Genomic DNA, 20,292 nt, shown 5'->3' on the forward strand with positions numbered 1-20,292 from the left:
TTGGACCGGCTGGACAACGGCGGGAACGGTACGAACAGTGGTACGGCAGCTACCGATGGGAAGCCGTTTCCGCTGTCGCCCGCGCAGCTGGGCATCTGGTATGTGCAGCACCTCGACCCACAGGTACCGGTCAATATCGCGCAGTATGTCGAACTGCGCGGTGACCTCGATATCGCCACACTGACCCGCGCCAGCCGGGACGCCTCGCGCGACCTCGGGTCGCCGCTGCTGCGGATCGCCGAAGACGCCGAAGACGGCGGCGAACCGCGGCAGTGGGTCGACTATTCGATCGCCGACAGCGACGAGGTCCGTCATATCGATCTGCGGGACGCCGGCGATCCGGTCGCCGCGGCGCAGGAGTGGATGCGCGCGGACTACAGCCGCCCACTGGATCTGACCACGGACCGCCTGGTCGCGAGCTTCGCCCTGCAACTGGCCGACGATCACTGGTACTGGTACTCCCGCGCCCATCACGTCGTCCTCGACGGCTACGGCGCGATGAACAATATGAACCGGATCGCGGAGCTGTACACGGCGTACCGCGCCGGGTCCGAGCCGGCGAAGTCCAAGGCCGCCTCGTTGCTCAACCTGTACGAGCAGGAGATGGCCTACCGCGGTAGCAGCCGTTTCGAATCGGATAAACAGTATTGGGCCGAGCGGATCGCGGGCCTGGAGGAAGGCAGCAGCCTGGCCACCCGGTCGGCCGCTCCGGCCGCGCGGAAATCGGAGGCGCGGGCCGCGCTGAGCGCGGAGAGCCGCCGGCTGCTCGCCGAGTGTGTGCAGCGCCACGACTCCACGCCGGCTCAGGAGTTGCTGGCGGCGTTCGCCGCCTACCTGGCCCGGTGGAACAGCGCCGACGAGGTGATCCTGAGCCTGCCGGTCACCGCCCGGACCACGGCCACCATGCGTCGCTCCGGTGGTGTGTCATCGACGATTCTGCCGCTGCGGCTGCGCGTCGGCGCCGACAGCACCATTGCCGACCTGCGCAAACAGGTTCAGCTGGAAGTGTCGGGCGCACTGCGCCATCAGCGGTACCGGCACGAGGACATCCGCCGCGATGCGGCCGGCGGCGCCGCGGTGACCACGGCTTTCTTCGGTCCGTGGGTCAACATCATGCTGTTCCAGGACGAGATCCGCCTCGGTGAGATGGTCGGAAACGTCCAGGTTCTCACCACCGGCAATGTCGAAGACCTGGCGGTCAACTTCTATCAATCGGTCGGCGGCACCGAGTTCCACATCGACTTCGAGGCGAACCCGAACCTCTACAGCGAGGCCGAGACCCACACCCATCACACCCGGTTCCTGGAGTTCTTCGACCGGTTCCTCGCCACCGGCGCCGACGAATTGGTGAGCCGGCTGGATATCACCACGGCCGCCGAAATGGCGGCGGTGACCCGGACCTGGACCGATACGTCGCACGAGGTGCCGGTCACCACGCTGCCGGCGTTGCTGGACGCACAGCAGGCGCGGACCCCGGACCGCCCCGCGGTCGAATTCGAGGGGACAGCTCTGTCCTATGCCGAGTTCGGTACCCGGGTGAACCGGCTGGCCCGGAAACTGATCGCCGACGGGGTGGGCCCGGAGACCCGGGTCGCCATCGGTATGCGCCGTTCGCTCGAGCTGGTCGTGGCCATGCACGCGATCCTGCGCGCGGGCGGCACCTACGTGCCGATCGACCCCGACCACCCGGCCGACCGCACCGCCTACGTCCTGGAAAGCTCGGCGCCGGTCTGTGTGCTGACGGTGAGTACGGACGGGATGGAACTGCCCGGCTCGGTGCGGGTCGTCGAACTGGATACGCTCGACACGTCCGGTTATTCGGCGGAGCCGATCACCGATGCCGAACGGGTGGCGCCACTGCGGCCGGACAACACCGCATACGTTCTCTACACCTCGGGCACCACCGGCCGCCCGAAAGGTGTGGCCGTCCCGCACAGCGCCGTCGTCAACCAGCAGCTGTGGATGCGCAGCGAGTTCGGTATCACCGAAGACGATGTCTATCTGCAGAAATCGGCGGCCACCTTCGACCTCTCGGTCTGGGGTTACTTCCTGCCGTTGATCTCCGGGAGCACGCTGGTCCTGGCCGCCGCGGACGGACATCGCGATCCGCGCTACATCGCCGAGACGATCGCGTCGCGCGGGGTCACCGTCACCGACTTCGTTCCGTCCATGCTGGCGGAATTCGCCACGCACGCCCGGCCGGAGCAACTCGAATCGCTGCGGCAACTGCTGGTGATCGGTGAGGCCCTGCCGGGGCAGACCGTCGCCGCCGTGGCCGCGATTTCGCGGGCCCGCCTGCACAATCTCTACGGCCCCACCGAGGCCACGGTGTCCGTCACCTACTGGGATGCCGAGGGTGCCGAAACGGGAACCGTGCCGATCGGCGTTCCGGAATGGAACGTCGGCGTCCGCGTGCTGGATTCGCGGCTGCGGCCCGCTCCCGTCGGCGCCGAGGGTGAGCTGTACCTGTCGGGCCGGCAGCTGGCGCGCGCCTACCACGGGCGCCCGGACCTCAGCGCGGACCGTTTCGTCGCCGATCCGTTCGGCGCGCCGGGCGAGCGGATGTACCGCACCGGCGACCTGGTGCGGTGGCGTTCGGACGGAGCGCTCGATTACGTCGGGCGCTCCGATTTCCAGGTGAAGTTCCGGGGCCAGCGCATCGAACTCGGGGAGATCGAAACCGATCTGCTGGCCCATCCCACGGTCGGCCGGGCCGTGGTGCTGGTGGTCGATACCGCCACCGGCCAGCATCTGGCCGGGTATGTGGTTGCGGCGCCGGGGCAGACGGCCGACCCCGACGAGCTGACACGGTTCCTGGGCGAGACCTTGCCCACCTATATGGTGCCGTCGGCGCTCATGGTGCTGGACGAGTTGCCGCTCAACGCGTCCGGGAAACTGGATCGTAAGGCGCTGCCCGAGCCGGTGTTCCGGACCCGCGAGTTCCGGGCGCCGTCGACTCCGGTCGAGGAGATCGTCGCCGCGACCTTCGCGCAGGTCGTGGGCGTCGAACGGGTCGGCGCGGACGACGACTTCTTCGAGCTGGGCGGTAATTCGCTGATCGCGACCCAGGTCGCGGCCCGGCTCGGCGCGGCGCTGGACACCCAGGTGCCGGTGCGCATGCTGTTCGAGGTTTCGACCGTGGCCGGCTTGGCCCGCCGGTTGCAGGACGAGGCCGGTTCCGGTCGGCGCCGGGCGCTGCTGCCGCAGCAGCGCCCGACCCGGGTCCTCCCGTCCGGCGAGGTCGTCGAGGCGGTGCCGTTGTCGCCGGCGCAGCAGCGCATGTGGTTCATCAACCAGTTCGATCCGTCCATCCCGGCCTACAACGTGCCCTTCGTGATCCGGATGACGGGTCAGGTGGATCTGGCGGCACTGCAGGCCGCGATGCGCGATGTCATGGCCCGTCAGCAGTCATTGCGGACCATCCATCCCGAATCGGAGGACGGCGGCTACCAGCTGGTGCTGCCGATCGACGAGATCGAGACGGAGGTTCCGGTCGAGCCGATCGACGCGACCGGCCTGCATGCCGCGCTCACCGAATTCGCGGCGATCGGCTTCGACGTCACCACCGAACTCCCGTTCCGCTGGCGCATCTACGAGGTGACGGGCAGCCGCTCCAACGGCACCCATGAATACGCCGTCGCGTTCGTACTGCACCATATCGCCGCCGACGGCTGGTCGATGGGTCCGCTGTCACGCGATGTCGCCGCCGCCTATCTGGCGCGGGCCGCGGGTTCGGAACCGCAACTGCCGCCGCTGCCGGTGCAGTACCAGGATTACAGCCTCTGGCAGCGCGAACTGCTCGGCTCGGAATCGGATCCCGACTCCGTTGCCGCGCGCCAGATCGCCTTCCACCGCGAACAGCTCGCGGGTTTGCCCGATCAGCTCGAGCTGCCCACCGACCGGCCGCGGCCACCGGCGCAGAGTTTCCGCGGCGACCGGGTCTCGGCCGATATCGATGCCGAGATGCACAGCCGGCTGGAAGCTTTGGCCCGGCAGCAGGGCGTCACCCTGTTCATGCTGTTGCACGCGTCGCTGGCGGTGCTGCTGTCCCGGCTGTCGGGAACCACCGATATCGGGATCGGCACGCCGGTCGCCGGACGCGGTGAGGCCGCGCTCGACGACCTGATCGGCATGTTCGTCAACACCCTGGTGTTGCGCTCGGAGATCGACGACGAGCAGACGTTCACCGAACTGCTCGCCGAAACCCGCAAACGCGACCTGGCGACCTTCGCCAACGCGGATGTGCCGTTCGAGCGGATCGCCGAGATCGTGCATCCGGCGCGTTCGCAGGCGGTGAATCCGCTGGTGCAGGTGATGCTCTCGTTCCAGGAGATCGCGCACGCGACTCTGGAGGTCCCGGGGCTGACGATCAGCGCGGAAGAGATCGAACTCGATATCGCCAAGTTCGACCTGCTCTGGACGATCACCGAGAAGCGGGGCGGCCGGGGCGAACCGACAGGTATGGGACTGGTGCTGTCCTACGCCACCGATCTGTTCGACGAGTCGACCGTGGCCTCGTTCGTCGCGCGCTGGCAGCGGTTGCTCTCGGTGATCGTGGCCGACCCGGAGATCGGTGTCGGGGCGATCGATCTGCTCGACGCCGCCGAACGCGCCGAACTCACCAGCTGCAGCGGGGGACCGGCCGAACAGCCCGATACCCTGGCCGGCCTGCTGGCCGCCGCGGCGATCACCAACCCCGAGGGCATCGCGGTCTTCGCCGACGACGAGTCCTATACCTATGCCGAGCTCGACACCGCGTCGAACCAGCTGGCCCGGGTGCTCATCGAGCGGGGCGCCGGGCCGGAGGTCTCGGTCGCGCTGGCCCTCAGCCGTTCGTGGCGTTATCAGCTGGCGCTGTGGGCGATCGTCAAATCCGGGTCGGTGCTGGTCCCGATCGACCCCACGTACCCACCCGACCGGATCGCCCATATGGTCACCGATTCCGGCGCCGCCTTCGGTCTCACCGAGGACGAGGAGCTCCCGGAACTACCCGCATTGTCCGGTGGCTGGATCAGCCTGGACGATCCGGAATTCGCCGCCGACATCATGGCGAGCCCGGCGGACGCGATCACCGACGCGGATCGCCGTGCGCCCCTGCGCACCTCGAATACCGCGTACATGATCTACACCTCCGGTTCGACCGGTCTGCCCAAGGGTGTGGCGGTCACCCATGCCGGTCTGCGCAACTTCAGCGTGGAACAGGTGCGGCGGTACGGGCTGGACACGTCCACCCGGGCACTGGCCTTCGCTTCACCGTCCTTCGACGCCTCGATGCTGGAGTTGCTGCTGGCCGTCGGATCCGCGGGGACGCTGGTGGTGGTGCCGCCGATGATGTACGGCGGGGCCGAGCTGGCCGATCTGATCGAGACGGCAGGGGTGACCCATGCCTTCATCACCCCGTCGGTGCTGGCCTCGCTCGACCCGAACGCGCTGTCGGGGATGCGGGCGATCGTCGCCGGTGGTGAAGCGGTTCCGGCCGATCTGGTCGCCCGCTGGGCGGGTATGCCCGGCCGCGACTTCTACAACGGGTACGGCCCCACCGAGACCACGATCATGTCCAATATCAGCGCCCCGCTGGTTCCCGGGATGCCGGTCACTATCGGCGGCCCGGTGCGCGGTATGCGGTCGCTGGTGCTGGACAGCCGGTTGAATCCGGTACCCGAAGGGGTCACCGGTGAGCTGTACATCGGCGGTATCCAGCTGGCCCGCGGCTACCACGCCCGGGCCGCGCTGACCGCCGGCCGTTTCGTCGCCGACCCCTACGGCGAACCGGGCGGGCGGCTCTACCGCACCGGTGACGTGGTGCGCTGGCGGCGCGACGCCGCCGGCGCGCTGACCGTCGAATACGTGGGCCGCAACGACTTCCAGGTGAAGGTTCGCGGGTTCCGTATCGAACTGGGCGAGATCGACGCCGCGCTGACCTCGTACCCGGCCGTCGACTTCGCCGTGACGATCGGCCACGAGAACGTTTCGGGCGCGATGTCGCTGGCATCGTATGTCGTTGCCGCCCCGGGATATTCGATCGAGGTTCCGGCGCTCACCGCGCATATCCAGGACCGGCTGCCCGGCTATATGGTGCCGTCCTCGATCATGGTGCTCGACGAGATCCCGCTGACCCCGGTGGGCAAGCTGGACCGCCGCGCGCTGCCGGTACCGCAGTTCCAGACCCAGACCTTCCGGGCCCCCGTCACCCCCATCGAGGAAATCGTGGCGGGAGTCTTCGCCGAGGTCCTCGGGGTCGAACGGGTCGGCCTCGACGACGATTTCTTCGAACTGGGCGGTAACTCGCTGATCGCGACCCAGGTCGCGGCCCGGCTCGGTGCCGCTCTGGACACCCGGGTGCCGGTGCGCACCCTGTTCGAGGCCTCCACGGTGATGGCCCTCGCGGCCCGCGTCGAATCCCATGTCGGCGAGGGCGCCCGCCAGGCGCTGGTACCGCGCAGCCGCGACGGCGATATCCCGCTGTCGCTGGCCCAGCAGCGGATGTGGTTCCTCAACCGCTACGACACCGAATCCGCGGTCAACAACATTCCGATCGCCATCCGGCTGTCCGGTGAACTCGATGTGGCCGCGTTGCAGGTCGCGGTGATCGACGTGATCGACCGGCACGAATCCCTGCGCACCGTGTTCCCGGAAACCGGGCATTCGCCGGTCCAGGTGATCCTCGATGCGGCGCAGGTGGTGCCGGACCTCACGCCGTTCCGGATCCGTGAAGACAAACTGATCGATCATCTGACCGATCTCGCGACGATGGCCTTCGATGTCACCGGCGAAGTGCCGTTGCATGCCCGGCTCTTCGAGATCAGCGAGACCGAGTACGTGCTCGGTATGGTGGTGCACCATATTTCCGCCGACGGCTGGTCGATCGGCCCGCTGGCGCGCGATGTCATGGCCGCCTATGCCGCGCGTATCAGCTGGGAGTCGCCGGCCTGGGTGAAACTTCCGGTGCAGTACGCGGATTACGCGCTCTGGCAGCGGGAAGTCCTGGGTTCGGAGGACGACCCGGCTTCGCTGATCTCCGGCCAGATCCGGTACTGGAAACAGCAACTGGCCGGGATCCCCGACGAATTGGCGCTGCCCGCCGATCGTCCGCGGCCCGCGGTCTCGTCCTATGTGGGTGGCGTTCATTCCTTCGTGATCGGCCCGGAGATGCGGCGCCGGATCGCGGAACTGGGCCGCCGGTACAACGCGTCGCCGTTCATGGTGGTGCACAGCGCGCTGGTGGCATTGCTGACCAGGCTGACCGGGGAATCCGATATCGCCGTCGGTACACCCGTCGCCGGGCGTGGCGAGCCGGCGCTGGAGAACCTGGTCGGCATGTTCGTCAACACGCTGGTCCTGCGCACCCAGGTCGAGGGCGGTACCACCTTCGCCGATCTGCTGGCCGAGATCCGCAATACCGACCTGCAGGCGTTCGCGCACGCCGATGTGCCGTTCGAGCGGCTGGTCGAGGTACTGAATCCCACCCGGTCCCAGGCCCGGCATCCGTTCTTCCAGGTGGCGTTGTCGTTCGAGAACCTCCCGGACCGGCATTTCGAACTGCCGGAACTGCGAGTGGCACCGGTCGACTACGAGATCGGGCTCGAGAAATTCGACCTGTCGCTCAACTTCCGGGGTATGGGCGACGATACGAATTCCCCGATGCAGGGCGAACTGTCGTACTCCCGCGACCTGTTCGACCCGGATACCGCGGCCTCGTTCGCCGACCGGTTCGTGCGGTTGCTGGAAGCGGCCGTATCCGATCCGTCGGTGCCGGTCGGGGATTTCGACGTGCTGGACGGGACCGAACGTGCCCGGGTACTGGCGGAGTGGAACACGACCGAGCACGCGCTGCCGGAAAGCCTGCTGCTGGACGGTTTCGAACGTGCGGTGGCGGAGTTCCCGGATCGGGTGGCGGTGTCGTTCGAGGGCACCGAGCTGACGTATGCGGAGTTCTCGGCTCGGGTGAATCGTCTGGCGCGGTTGTTGATTGCGCAGGGTGTGGGTCCGGAGTCGCTGGTCGGTTTGCTGGTGTCGCGGTCGGTGGACCTGGTGGTCGGCATGTATGCGGTGGTGGCGGCCGGTGGTGCGTATGTGCCGTTGGATCCGGCGCATCCGGCGGAGCGGATCGGCTACATCCTGGATACCGCGGCACCGGTCTGCCTGTTGACCACTACTGCTGATGCGGGTGCTGTTCCAGAGGGCACAGGTGTGCCCGTACTGGAGCTGGACACCCTCGACACCAACGGTTATGACGCCTCGACCGTCACCGACGTCGAGCGGCTCGGCCCGGTGCGGCCGTCGAATACGGCGTATGTGATTTTCACGTCGGGTTCGACGGGTCGTCCGAAGGGTGTGGCGGTGCCGCATTCGGCGATCGGTAATCAGGTCGCGTGGATGTTGGCGCAGTACCCGATGGGTGCCGAGGACGTCTACTTGCAGAAGACCGCGACGACGTTCGACGTGTCGTTGTGGGGTTACTTCCTGCCGCTGGCGGCGGGTGCGCGGTTGGTTGTCGCGACCCCGGACGGTCATCGTGATCCGGCGTATCTGGCTCGGGTTATCGCGGAACAGAACGTGACGGTGACGGATTTCGTGCCGTCGATGTTGACGGTGTTCGCCGCACACACGGCTGCGGGGTCGATCCCGTCGCTCGAGCATGTGTTCGTGATCGGTGAGGCGTTGCCGCCGGAGACGGTGACGGCGATGCACGCGATCTCTGATGCTGCGGTGCACAACCTTTATGGCCCGACCGAGGCCGCGGTGTCGATCACCTACTGGCAGGCCACCGGGACGGAAACCGGCAGTGTGCCGATCGGTGTGCCGCAGTGGAATTCGCGGGTTTACGTGTTGGATTCGCGGTTGCATCCCGTGCCGGAGGGTGTGACGGGTGAGCTGTATCTCGCGGGCGACCAGCTCGCACGCGGCTACGTGACCCGGCCCGACCTGAGCTCCGACCGATTTGTGGCGAGCCCGTTCGACGGCGGTGCTCGTATGTATCGCACCGGTGACCTGGTGCGGTGGACGCGGGTCGACGGCGAGCCGGTGCTGGAGTATTTGGGTCGTACCGACTTCCAGGTGAAGTTCCGTGGTCAGCGCATCGAACTCGGTGAGATCGAGTCGGCGTTCCTGGCGCAGCCCGAGGTGAGCCAGGCCGTGGTGACGGTCGCCGGTTCGCAGCTGGGCGAGCAGTTGGTCGCCTACGTGGTGCCCGCGCCCGGTGCGCAGATTGCCACGGGTGACCTGTTGGAGAAGCTGCGCGGCGTATTGCCGGTGTATATGGTCCCGGCTGCCGTGGTCGAACTCGATGCCTTCCCGTTGAATACTTCCGGGAAGCTGGATCGTAAGGCGTTGCCGGAGCCGGTGTTCCAGGCACGCGAGTTCCGGGCGCCGTCGACTCCGATCGAGGAGATCGTGGCGAATGTGTTCGCCGATGTCCTGGGTGTGGACCGGGTGGGTGCGGATGACGATTTCTTCTCTCTCGGCGGTAACTCGCTGATCGCGACCCAGGTCGCGGCCCGGCTCGGTGCCGCGCTGGACACCCAGGTGCCCGTCCGGGCACTGTTCGAAGCTCCGACCGTGACCGCGCTCGCCGCGCGGGTGCAGGAACAGGCCGGGGCCGGGGGCCGGCAGGCGCTGGTCCCGCAGCCGCGGCCGGAGCAGGTGCCGTTGTCGCTGGCGCAGCAGCGGATGTGGTTCCTCAACCGGTTCGACGGTGCCTCGGCCGCCTACAACATCCCGTTCGTCATCCGGCTCACCGGCGATCTCGATGTGGACGCGCTGCGCGCCGCCGTCGCCGATGTCGTCGCGCGGCACGAAGTACTGCGCACCGTGTATCCGGACACCGAGTCCGGCCCGGTGCAGGTGGTGGTGCCCGTCGGGTACGCGGTGCCGGAGCTGGATGTGCGGTCGGTGGCCGCGGGGGAGGTCGTGGACGCGGTGGCGGAGCTGGCGCGCGCCGGTTTCGATGTCACCTCCGAGGTGCCCCTGCGGGTGGCGCTGTTCCGGTTGTCCGGCGAGACGGACGAAACGTCCGAGGCGCCCGATGCGGCCGCGAGCGCGACACCCGTTTTCGTGCTGGCGCTGGTGATGCATCACATCGCCGGTGACGGTTTCTCGGTGGCGCCGTTGACCCGTGACGTGATGACCGCGTACGCCGCGCGGTCGGCGGGCGAAGCGCCGGGTTGGGCGCCGCTGCCGGTGCAGTACGCCGATTACGCGCTGTGGCAGCGCGAACGGCTGGGTGACGAGAACGATCCCGAATCGCTGGTCGCCGCGCAGCTGACCTACTGGCAGGAAGCTCTCGCCGGTGTGCCGGATCAGCTGGATCTGCCGGCCGACCGGCCGCGGCCGGCGGTGCAGTCGTTCGCGGGCAGCCGGGTGGAGGTGCGGATCGACGCCGAAGTCCACGCCGCGTTGCTGGCTATGGCCCGGGAACAGGGCGCCACGCTGTTCATGGTGGTGCACGCGGCGTTCGCGGTACTGCTGTCCCGGCTGTCCGGCAGCGACGACATCACCATCGGTACGCCGGTGGCCGGTCGTGGCGAACAGGTGCTGGACGAACTGATCGGCATGTTCGTGAACACCCTGGTGTTCCGGACCCAGCTGGACCGCGGCGAGGCGTTCGTGGAATTGCTGGCGCGGCAGCGGGAGATCGATCTGGCCGCGTTCGCGCATGCGGATGTGCCGTTCGAGCGGCTGGTGGAGGTGCTGAACCCGGCGCGTTCGCAGTCGCGGCATCCGCTGTTCCAGGTGGGTTTCACCTTCCAGAACCTGGCGCAGGCCAGCCTGGAACTGCCGGGCCTGACGGTCTCGCGTTTCGATATCGACACCGAGGTGTACCAGTACGACCTCAACCTGATCCTGAGCGACTCCTATACCGCCGCGGGTGAACCCGACGGGGTGACGGGTTTCCTGACCTACGCCACCGACCTCTTCGATCACCGCACGGTCCAGGGGTTCGTGGATCGATTCCTGCGGTTGCTTTCCGCCCTGGTCTCGGATCCCGCTCTCGCCCTGGGTGCGGTGGAGATCCTGGACTCGTCCGAACGCGCGGAGATCCTGTCGCGTACCGGTGGTCCGGCTGTCGCTGCGCGGACGTTGCCGGAGTTGCTGGCGGATGCGGTGGCGGTGGATCGTTCGGCGCCGGCGGTGGTGTTCGAGGGTCGCCGGTATTCCTATGGTGAGTTCGACGAGCGTTCGAACCGCCTTGCACGGGCGTTGATCGCGCGTGGTTTGGGTGCTGAGGATTTGGTGGCTGTGGCGGTGCCGCGGTCGGCGGATTCGGTGCTGGCCGAGTGGGCGGTGTCGAAGTCGGGTGCGGCGTTCTTGCCGATCGATCCGACGTATCCGGAAGACCGTATCGCGCATATGTTGTCCGATTCGGGTGCGCCGGTGGGTATTACGGTGTCGTCGGTGCGGGGGGATCTGCCGGGTTCGGTGGATTGGCTGGTGCTCGACGAGCTGGAGCTGGACGAATATACGGCTGAGCAGGTCACCGATGCGGATCGGGTGCGGCCGCTGACTGCGGCGAATACCGCGTATGTCATCTATACCTCGGGTTCCACGGGTGTGCCCAAGGGTGTTGTGGTCACGCATTCGGGTTTGGCGAACTTCAGTGCGGAACAGGTCGAGCGTTATGGGTTGACCCGGGATTCGCGGGCGCTGGCCTTCGCCTCGCCCAGCTTCGACGCCTCGATTCTGGAGTTGTTGCTGGCGGTCGGGTCGGCGGGCACTCTTGTGGTGGTGCCGACCGGGAACTACGGCGGTGCCGAACTGGGTGAGCTGATCGCTCGGGAGGGTGTGACGGTCGGTTTGATCACGCCGTCGGTGCTGGCGTCGCTGGATCCGGCGGATCTGGCCGGGATGCAGGTCATCATCGCGGGCGGCGAGGCGATTTCGGCCGATTTGGTGACGCGCTGGTCCACGGCCGCCGCTACCGGGGCCGACCGCCGGTTCCACAATGCCTACGGTCCGACCGAAGCAACGGTCGCGACGAATATCAGCGCTGCTCTGTCGCCGGGTGATCCGGTGACAATCGGCGGTCCGGTACGCGGGATGCGGACACTGGTACTCGACGATCGCCTGAACCCCGTACCCGAGGGTGTGACCGGCGAACTGTACGTCGGCGGTATCCAGTTGGCGCGTGGCTATCACGCCCGGTTCGGTCTGACTGCTGAGCGTTTTGTCGCCGATCCTTATGGTGAGCCGGGTTCGCGCCTGTATCGCACGGGTGATGTGGTGCGTTGGCGTCGTGACGGCGCGGGTGATCCTGCGGTGGAGTATGTGGGCCGTAACGACTTCCAGGTGAAGGTGCGCGGTTTCCGTATCGAGCTCGGTGAGATCGACGCCGCGCTGACCGCGGACGACGCGGTGGACTTCGCGGTGACGGTGGGCCACGAGGGCTCGACCGGCGCGGTATCGCTGGTGTCCTATGTGGTTGCCGTGCCGGGCTTCACGGTGGATACGGCACAGTTGCGTGAGTTCGTCGGTGACCGGCTGCCGTCGTACATGGTTCCGGCCTCGATCATGGTGATCGACCGGATCCCGCTGACCCCCGCCGGCAAGCTCGACCGCCGGGCCCTCCCCGAACCGGTTTTCGAAACCCGGGCGTTCCGGGCACCGTCCACCCCGATCGAGGAAATCGTCGCCGGCGTGTTCGCCGAAGTCCTCGACATCCAGCACGTCGGCGCGGACGACGATTTCTTCGCCCTCGGCGGTAACTCGCTGCTCGCCACCCAGGTGTCCGCCCGGATCGGCCGGGCGCTGAACACCCATGTCCCGGTGCGGACGCTGTTCGAAGCCGCCACCGTCGCGGGGCTGGCCGTGCGGGTGGAGCAGCAAGCCGGTTCCGGTGGACGTAAGGCGCTGGTAGCGGCGCCACGCCCGGAGCAGGTGCCGCTCTCGCTGGCGCAGCAGCGGATGTGGTTCCTCAACCGGTTCGACCAGAACTCGACGGCCTACAACATTCCGTGGGCCAGCCGGTTGACCGGGCACCTGGATGTGGACGCGCTCCGCGCCGCCATCGGCGATGTGGTGGTCCGGCACGAGGTGCTCCGGACCGTCTACCCGGAAACCGAATCCGGCCCGGTGCAGGTGATCTTGCCGGCGGCCGCGGCGCTGCCGGAGGTGACCGTGCGGTCGATCACCGGCGCGGACCTCTTGCCGGCGGTAGCGGAACTGGTAGGCACCACATTCGATGTGACGGCCGAGGTGCCGTTACGGGTCGCGCTCTTCGAGATCGACGATCCCGCGGGCATCACGCGCCATTGTGTGCTGGCCGTGGTGGTGCACCATATCGCCGGTGACGGCCTGTCCGCGGGTCCGCTGATGCGGGACCTGATGACGGCCTACGCGGCGCGGACCGCGGGTGAGGCGCCGGGTTGGGTGCCGTTGCCGGTGCAGTACGCGGATTACAGCATCTGGCAGCGTGAGTTGCTGGGTGACGAGTCGGATCCGGAGTCGCTGGCGGCGCAGCAGCTCGGTTATTGGCAGTCGGCGCTGGCGGGTGTGCCGGATCAGCTGGATCTGCCGGCCGACCGGCCGCGGCCGGCGGTGCAGTCCTTCGCCGGCGGCCGGGTGGAGATCGGGATCGACGCCGAAACCCATGCCGGACTGTTGAAGGCGGCCCGGGAACACGGTGCGACCCTGTTCATGGTTGTGCATGCCGCATTCGCGGTGCTGCTGTCGCGGTTGTCGGGTACCGACGACATCACCATCGGTACCCCGGTGGCAGGCCGTGGCGAAGAGGTCCTCGACGATCTGATCGGCATGTTCGTGAACACCCTCGTGTTGCGGACACAACTGGATCGCGCCGACTCCTTCGCGGATCTGCTGGCGCGGCAACGCGAAATCGATCTGGCCGCCTTCGCGCATGCGGATGTGCCGTTCGAGCGACTGGTGGAGGTGCTGAACCCGGCGCGTTCGCAGTCGCGGCATCCGCTGTTCCAGGTGGGCTTCACCTTCCAGAACCAGGCCGACGCCGTACTGGAACTACCGGGCCTCACGGTGTCCGGTGTCGATGTCGACACCGAGATCTCGCAGTTCGACCTGAACCTGGTGGTCGGCGACAGCTACGACGACGCGGGCGAACCGCAGGGTGTGGCGGGTTTCCTCACCTACGCGAGTGATCTGTTCGACCACGCGACGGCGCAGGGCTTCGTGGACCGTTTCGTGCGGTTGCTGGACGGCGTCATCGCCGATCCGTCGGTTCCGGTCGGCGATATCGAGATCCTGGACGGGTCCGAACGCGCCCGGGTGCTGGCGGAGTGGAACGCCACCGAGAACGCGCTGCCGGAACGGTTGCTGCTGGATGATTTCCAGCGCTCGGCGGCCCTGTACCCGGATCGGGTGGCGGTGTCGTACGAGGGCACCGAGCTGACCTATGCGGAGTTCGCTGCGCGGGTGAATCGCTTGGCGCGGTTGCTGATCGCGCAGGGTGTGGGTCCGGAGTCGCTGGTCGGTTTGCTGGTGTCACGGTCGATCGACCTGGTCGCCGGTATGTATGCGGTGGTGGCCGCGGGCGGTGCGTATGTGCCGTTGGATCCCGCACATCCGGCCGAGCGCATCGGCTACATCCTGGATACGGCGGCACCGGTCTGCCTGTTGACCACTACTGCTGATGCGGGTGCTGTTCCAGAGGGCACAGGTGTGCCCGTACTGGAGCTGGACACCCTCGACACCAGCGGCTACGACTCCGCGACCATCACCGACGCGGACCGGTTGGCGCCGGTGCGGACCGGCAACACCGCGTACGTGATCTTCACGTCCGGTTCCACCGGCCGCCCGAAGGGTGTCGCGGTGCCGCATTCGGCGATCGCGAATCAGGTCGCATGGATGCTTGCGCAGTACCCGTTGGATACGGGTGACGTCTATCTGCAGAAGACCGCGACCACGTTCGACGTGTCGCTGTGGGGCTACTTCCTGCCCTTGGCCGCGGGCGCCCGGCTGGTCGTGGCAACGCCGGATGGTCATCGTGATCCCGCGTATCTGGCGCGGGTGATCGCGGAGCAGCAGGTCACGGTGACGGATTTCGTGCCGTCGATGTTGACGGTGTTCGCCGCGCATACCGAGGCGGGTTCGATCCCGTCGTTGCAGCATGTGTTCGTGATCGGTGAGGCATTGCCGCCGGAGACGGTGACGGCGATGCACGCGATCAGTGATGCTGCGGTGCACAACCTTTACGGCCCGACCGAGGCCGCAGTGTCGATCACGTACTGGCAGGCGACCGGCGCGGAGTCCGGCAGTGTGCCTATCGGTGTGCCGCAGTGGAATTCGCGCGTGTACGTGCTGGATTCGCGACTGCACCCGGTGCCCGAGGGTGTCACGGGTGAGCTGTATCTCGCGGGCGACCAGTTGGCGCGCGGCTACGTGACCCGCCCGGATCTGAGCTCGGATCGGTTCGTGGCGAGCCCGTTCGACGAGGGCGCTCGTATGTACCGCACCGGTGACCTGGTGCGGTGGACCCGGGTCGACGGCGAGCCGGTGCTGGAGTATCTGGGTCGTACGGACTTCCAGGTGAAGTTCCGTGGTCAGCGCATCGAACTCGGTGAGATCGAGTCGGCGTTCCTGGCGCAGCCCGAGGTGAGCCAGGCCGTGGTGACGGTCGCCGGTTCGCAGCTGGGCGAGCAATTGGTCGCCTACGTCGTGCCGGCGCCGGGACAGCAGATCGTGCAAACCGTTCTGCTGGAAGCGGTCCGCGACCTGCTGCCGACCTATATGGTTCCGGCGGCGGTGGTTGCGCTGGACGCGTTCCCGCTCAATACGTCCGGCAAGCTGGACCGTAAGGCGTTGCCGGAGCCCGTGTTCGAAACCCGGGAGTTCCGGGCCGCCTCCACTCCGATCGAGGAGATCGTGGCCGGTGTCTTCGCCGATGTCCTGGGCGTGGACCGGGTCGGCGCGGACGACGATTTCTTCGCCCTCGGCGGTAACTCGCTGATCGCGACCCAGGTCGCCGCCCGCCTGGGCGCCGCACTGGACACCCAGGTCCCCGTCCGGGCGCTGTTCGAAGCCTCCAGCGTCACCGCGCTGGCCGCGCGAGTGCAGGAGCATGTGGGCGCCGGTGGGCGTCAGGCGCTGGTGCCGCAGCCGCGGCCCGAGCGGGTGCCGTTGTCGCTGGCGCAGCAGCGGATGTGGTTCCTCAACCGGTTCGACCGTGCCTCGGCCGCCTACAACATCCCGTTCGCCATCCGGCTCACCGGCGATCTCGACGTGGACGCGCTGCGCGCCGCCATCGCCGATGTCGTGGCCCGGCACGAGGTGCTGCGGACCGTCTACCCCGAGGTGGACGGTGTCGGGTACCAGCAGGTGCTGCCCGCCGAGGACGTGGTCTTCGACCTGACCGCCGAACCGGTCACCGAGGCGGAACTCCCCGCCCGGATCCTGGAATTGGCGGGGGTGTTCTTCGACGTCACCGATACCCCGCCGTTCCGTACGACCCTGCTGCGGCCGGACACGAACAGCTATGTATTCGTCCTCGTCGCACACCACATCAGCGCCGACGGTTTCTCGCCGCGTCCGCTGCTGCGCGATCTCGTCGTCGCCTACAGCGATCGCAGCCGCGGCCAGGAACCCGGCTGGGCGCCGCTGCCGGTGCAGTACGCCGACTACACGCTCTGGCAGCGTGCGGTGCTGGGTGCGGAGGACGATCCGGAATCGGTTGCCGCGCAGCAGGTCGCGTACTGGGTGGAGACGCTGCGGGATCTGCCCGACCAGCTGGAACTCCCCACCGACCGGCCGCGCCCGGAGATCGCCTCGAACTCCGGCGCCGTCCACGATTTCATCGTCGACCCGGATCTGCGCGCCGAACTGGAGAACCTGGCCCGCGCCCAGGGCACCACGCTGTTCATGCTGGTGCACGCCGTGCTCGCCGCCTGGGCCGGCCGGATGGCCGCGAGCGGCGATATCGCCATCGGCACCCCGATCGCCGGCCGTGGCGAACAGGCGCTCGACGAGCTGGTCGGCATGTTCGTCAACACCCTGGTCCTGCGCACCGAGGTGTCCCCGGGGATGCCGTTCACCGAGCTGCTGGCACAGGTGCGCCGCACCGACCTGGCCGCCTTCGCCCATGCCGATATCCCGTTCGAGCGGCTGGTCGACATCCTGAACCCGCGCCGCTCGCAGGCGCATCACCCGCTGTTCCAGGTGGCGCTGTCCTTCGAGGCGGCCTCGGCCGCCGATACGCGGACCGTGGCGCTACCGGGCCTCGACCTCGAGGTCGTCGAGTTCGATCCCGGTCTCGCGAAATTCGATCTGCAGCTCTCGGTCGCCACCGAAGGGCCGGTCGACGGCAGCCTGCACATGCAGTGGTCGTACGCGACCGACCTGTTCGACCCGGAGACGGTGGCCGGTTTCGCCGATCGGCTGCTGCGGATCCTGCGGGCGATCGCCCAGGACCCCGCCGTCGCGGTCGGCGATATCGATCTGCTCGGCGAAACCGAGCGCACCGATGTGGTGCAGCGCTGGACGGGTACCCGCGCCGACGCGGCTCCGGGTGTGTTCACCGTCGACGGCCGGGCGGTGGACCTGCCCGGAACCGCCACATTGGCGAGCCTGTTCGAGGTGGCCGCCGGTGAGCATCCGCAGCGGACCGCGGTGAAGTTCGGCGACGACCGGCTCACCTACGCCGAACTGGATCGCCGGGCCAATGTGCTGGCGCGCCGTTTGATCGCCGAGGGCGCCGGGCCGGAGAGCCTGGTCGCGGTGCTGCTGCCACGTTCGCTGGACCTGGTCGTCGCCCTGCTCGCGGTGATCAAATCGGGCGCCGGCTACGTACCGGTGGATCCGGATTCGCCGGCCGAACGCCTCGCGTATGTGCTGGGTGACGCGAAACCGGCGACCGTGGTGCTGGATTCGACCGTGCCGGTGCAACTGCCCGCCGGGATCTCGCGGATCGCGGTGGACGGGTTCGCGGTGGAAGCCGGCGATATCGAGGATGCCGACGACGGCCCGATCACCGACGCCGACCGGCTCGCGCCGCTGCGGCCGGACAACACCGCCTACGTCATCTACACCTCCGGGTCCACCGGCCGCCCCAAGGGTGTCGCGGTACCGCACCGCACTGTGGTGCGGTTGTTCGCCAACACCGAACGCGAATTCGGATTCGGCCCCGACGATGTGTGGACGCTGTTCCACTCCTACGCCTTCGACTTCTCGGTCTGGGAGCTGTGGGGCCCGCTGCTGTTCGGCGGCACTCTCGTGGTCGTCGACTACTACGTCTCGCGCTCGCCGCAGCAATTCCTGGAACTGCTGCGCGCCGAACGGGTCACCGTGCTGAACCAGACGCCGTCGGCGTTCTATCAGCTGGCCGAGGCCGATCGCATCGCGGCCGACGACCGCCCGCTGGCCCTGCGCTACGTGGTGTTCGGCGGTGAGGCACTGGAACTGCGCCGGCTCGCCGACTGGGTCGAACGGCACGGTGACGGGACGACCGGGCGCACCCAGCTGATCGACGGCCGGGAAACCGCGTCGCCGCTGCTGGTGAACATGTACGGCATCACCGAGACCACGGTGCACGTGTCCTATCGCGCGCTCGACGCCGCCACCATCGCCGGTGCGGCCGGCAGTGTGGTCGGCCGCGCGCTGGCCGGGCTGAAAACCTATGTGCTGGACAACCGGTTGCGGCCGGTGCCGGTGGGTGTCGCGGGGGAGTTGTACGTCTCCGGTGTGCAGCTGTCGCGCGGCTATCTGGGCCGCCCGGACCTGACGGCGGCCCGGTTCGTCGCCGACCCGCTGGGCGAACCCGGTGCGCGCCTCTACCGTTCCGGCGACCTCGCCCGCTGGAACCGCTTCGGCGAACTGGAATACCTGGGCCGCGCCGACGACCAGGTGAAGGTGCGCGGTTTCCGTATCGAACTCGGTGAGATCGAGGCCGCGGTGCTCGCGCAGCCGGGTGTCGCGCAGGCCGCGGTGATCGTGCGCGAGGACAAGCCGGGCGATCACCGGATCGTCGGCTATGTCGTCGCGGAGGCCGGCACCGAACCCGATACGGACGCGATCCGGGAGGGCGCGGCGCAGCGGCTGCCGTCCTATATGGTTCCGTCCGCGCTGGTGGTTCTGGACCGGATCCCGTTGACCATCAACGGAAAACTGGATCGCCGGGCGCTGCCCGCGCCGGTGGTCGAATCCGCGGGGTCGCGGGCCGCCTCGACACCGATCGAGGAGATCGTGGCCGGGGTGTTCGCCGAGCTGCTCGGCGCCGAACGGGTCGGCGCCGACGACGATTTCTTCGCCCTCGGCGGTAACTCGCTGATCGCGACCCAGGTCGCCGCCCGGATCGGCGCCGCACTCGACACCCAGGTGCCGGTGCGGATGCTGTTCGAGGATTCGACCGTGGCCGCGCTGGCGGCGCGCGTGGAGCAGCACGCCGGTGCCGGTGGGCGCCCGGTGCTGGCGCCCCGTCCGCGGCCCGAGCGGCCGCCGCTGTCGCAGGCGCAGCAGCGGATGTGGTTCCTCAACCGCTTCGAGCCGGATTCGCCCGTCGACAACATCCCGGTCGTCCTGCGGTTGCAGGGCACGCTCGATCTGCCGGCGATGATCGAGGCGGTCGGCGATGTGATCGCCCGGCACGAATCGCTGCGCACCGTGTACCCGTCCTACGACGGTGTCGGGTATCAGCAGGTGCTGCCGCCGGCGGAGGCGATACCGCATGTGGAGGTGCGGACCGTCCGGGCCGGATCCGGGAGCGACCTCGGTGGCGAACTGCTCGCGGCGATCCACGAATTCGTCTGCCTGGGCTTCGACCTCACCGTCGAATCGCCGGTGCGGATGCGGGTCTACCGGCTGGCCGAGGACGATCACGTGCTGGTCGGCGTGGTGCACCACATCGCGGCCGACGGTTTCTCGATGCATCCGCTGAGCCGTGACCTGATGATCGCGTACGCGGCGCGGACCGCCGGGCAGGCCCCGGACTGGACGCCGATGCCGGTCCAGTACATCGACTACGCGATCTGGCAGCGCGAACTGCTCGGTTCCGAGGACGATCCGGAGTCGCTGGCCGCTCAGCAGCTCGATTTCTGGCGAGCGGAACTCGACGGCATACCCGACGAACTCCGGTTGTCCGCCCGCCCCCGTCCCGCGGTGGCCAGTGAACAGGCGGAGACCCACCGGTTCGTGGTGCCCGGAGAGGTGGTCACCGAACTCGACGCGCTGGCCAAGGCGCAGGGCACGACCCTGTTCATGGTGCTGCACAGCAGTTTCGCGATTCTGCTCGCGCGGCTCAGCGGAACCACCGATATCCCCATCGGTATCCCGATCGCCGGGCGCGGTGAACGCATGCTCGACGATATGGTCGGCATGTTCGTCAACACGCTGGTG

1 protein-coding gene (running past one end of the window) is annotated in these 20,292 nt (G+C 68.0%); it reads left to right on the forward strand.

Annotation, left to right across the window (positions count from 1 at the left end; all coding sequences use genetic code 11):
• Positions 1-20,292: the start of a non-ribosomal peptide synthase/polyketide synthase gene (locus ACQEVO_RS34215; RefSeq protein WP_432921277.1), read on the forward strand. Its footprint extends 31,758 nt past the window's final position; only the first 20,292 of its 52,050 coding nucleotides appear in the window; its start codon is at positions 1-3; its stop codon lies beyond the right edge, outside the window.

The sequence above is a fragment of the Nocardia sp. CA-290969 genome (assembly GCF_050936135.1).
Classification (GTDB): domain Bacteria; phylum Actinomycetota; class Actinomycetes; order Mycobacteriales; family Mycobacteriaceae; genus Nocardia.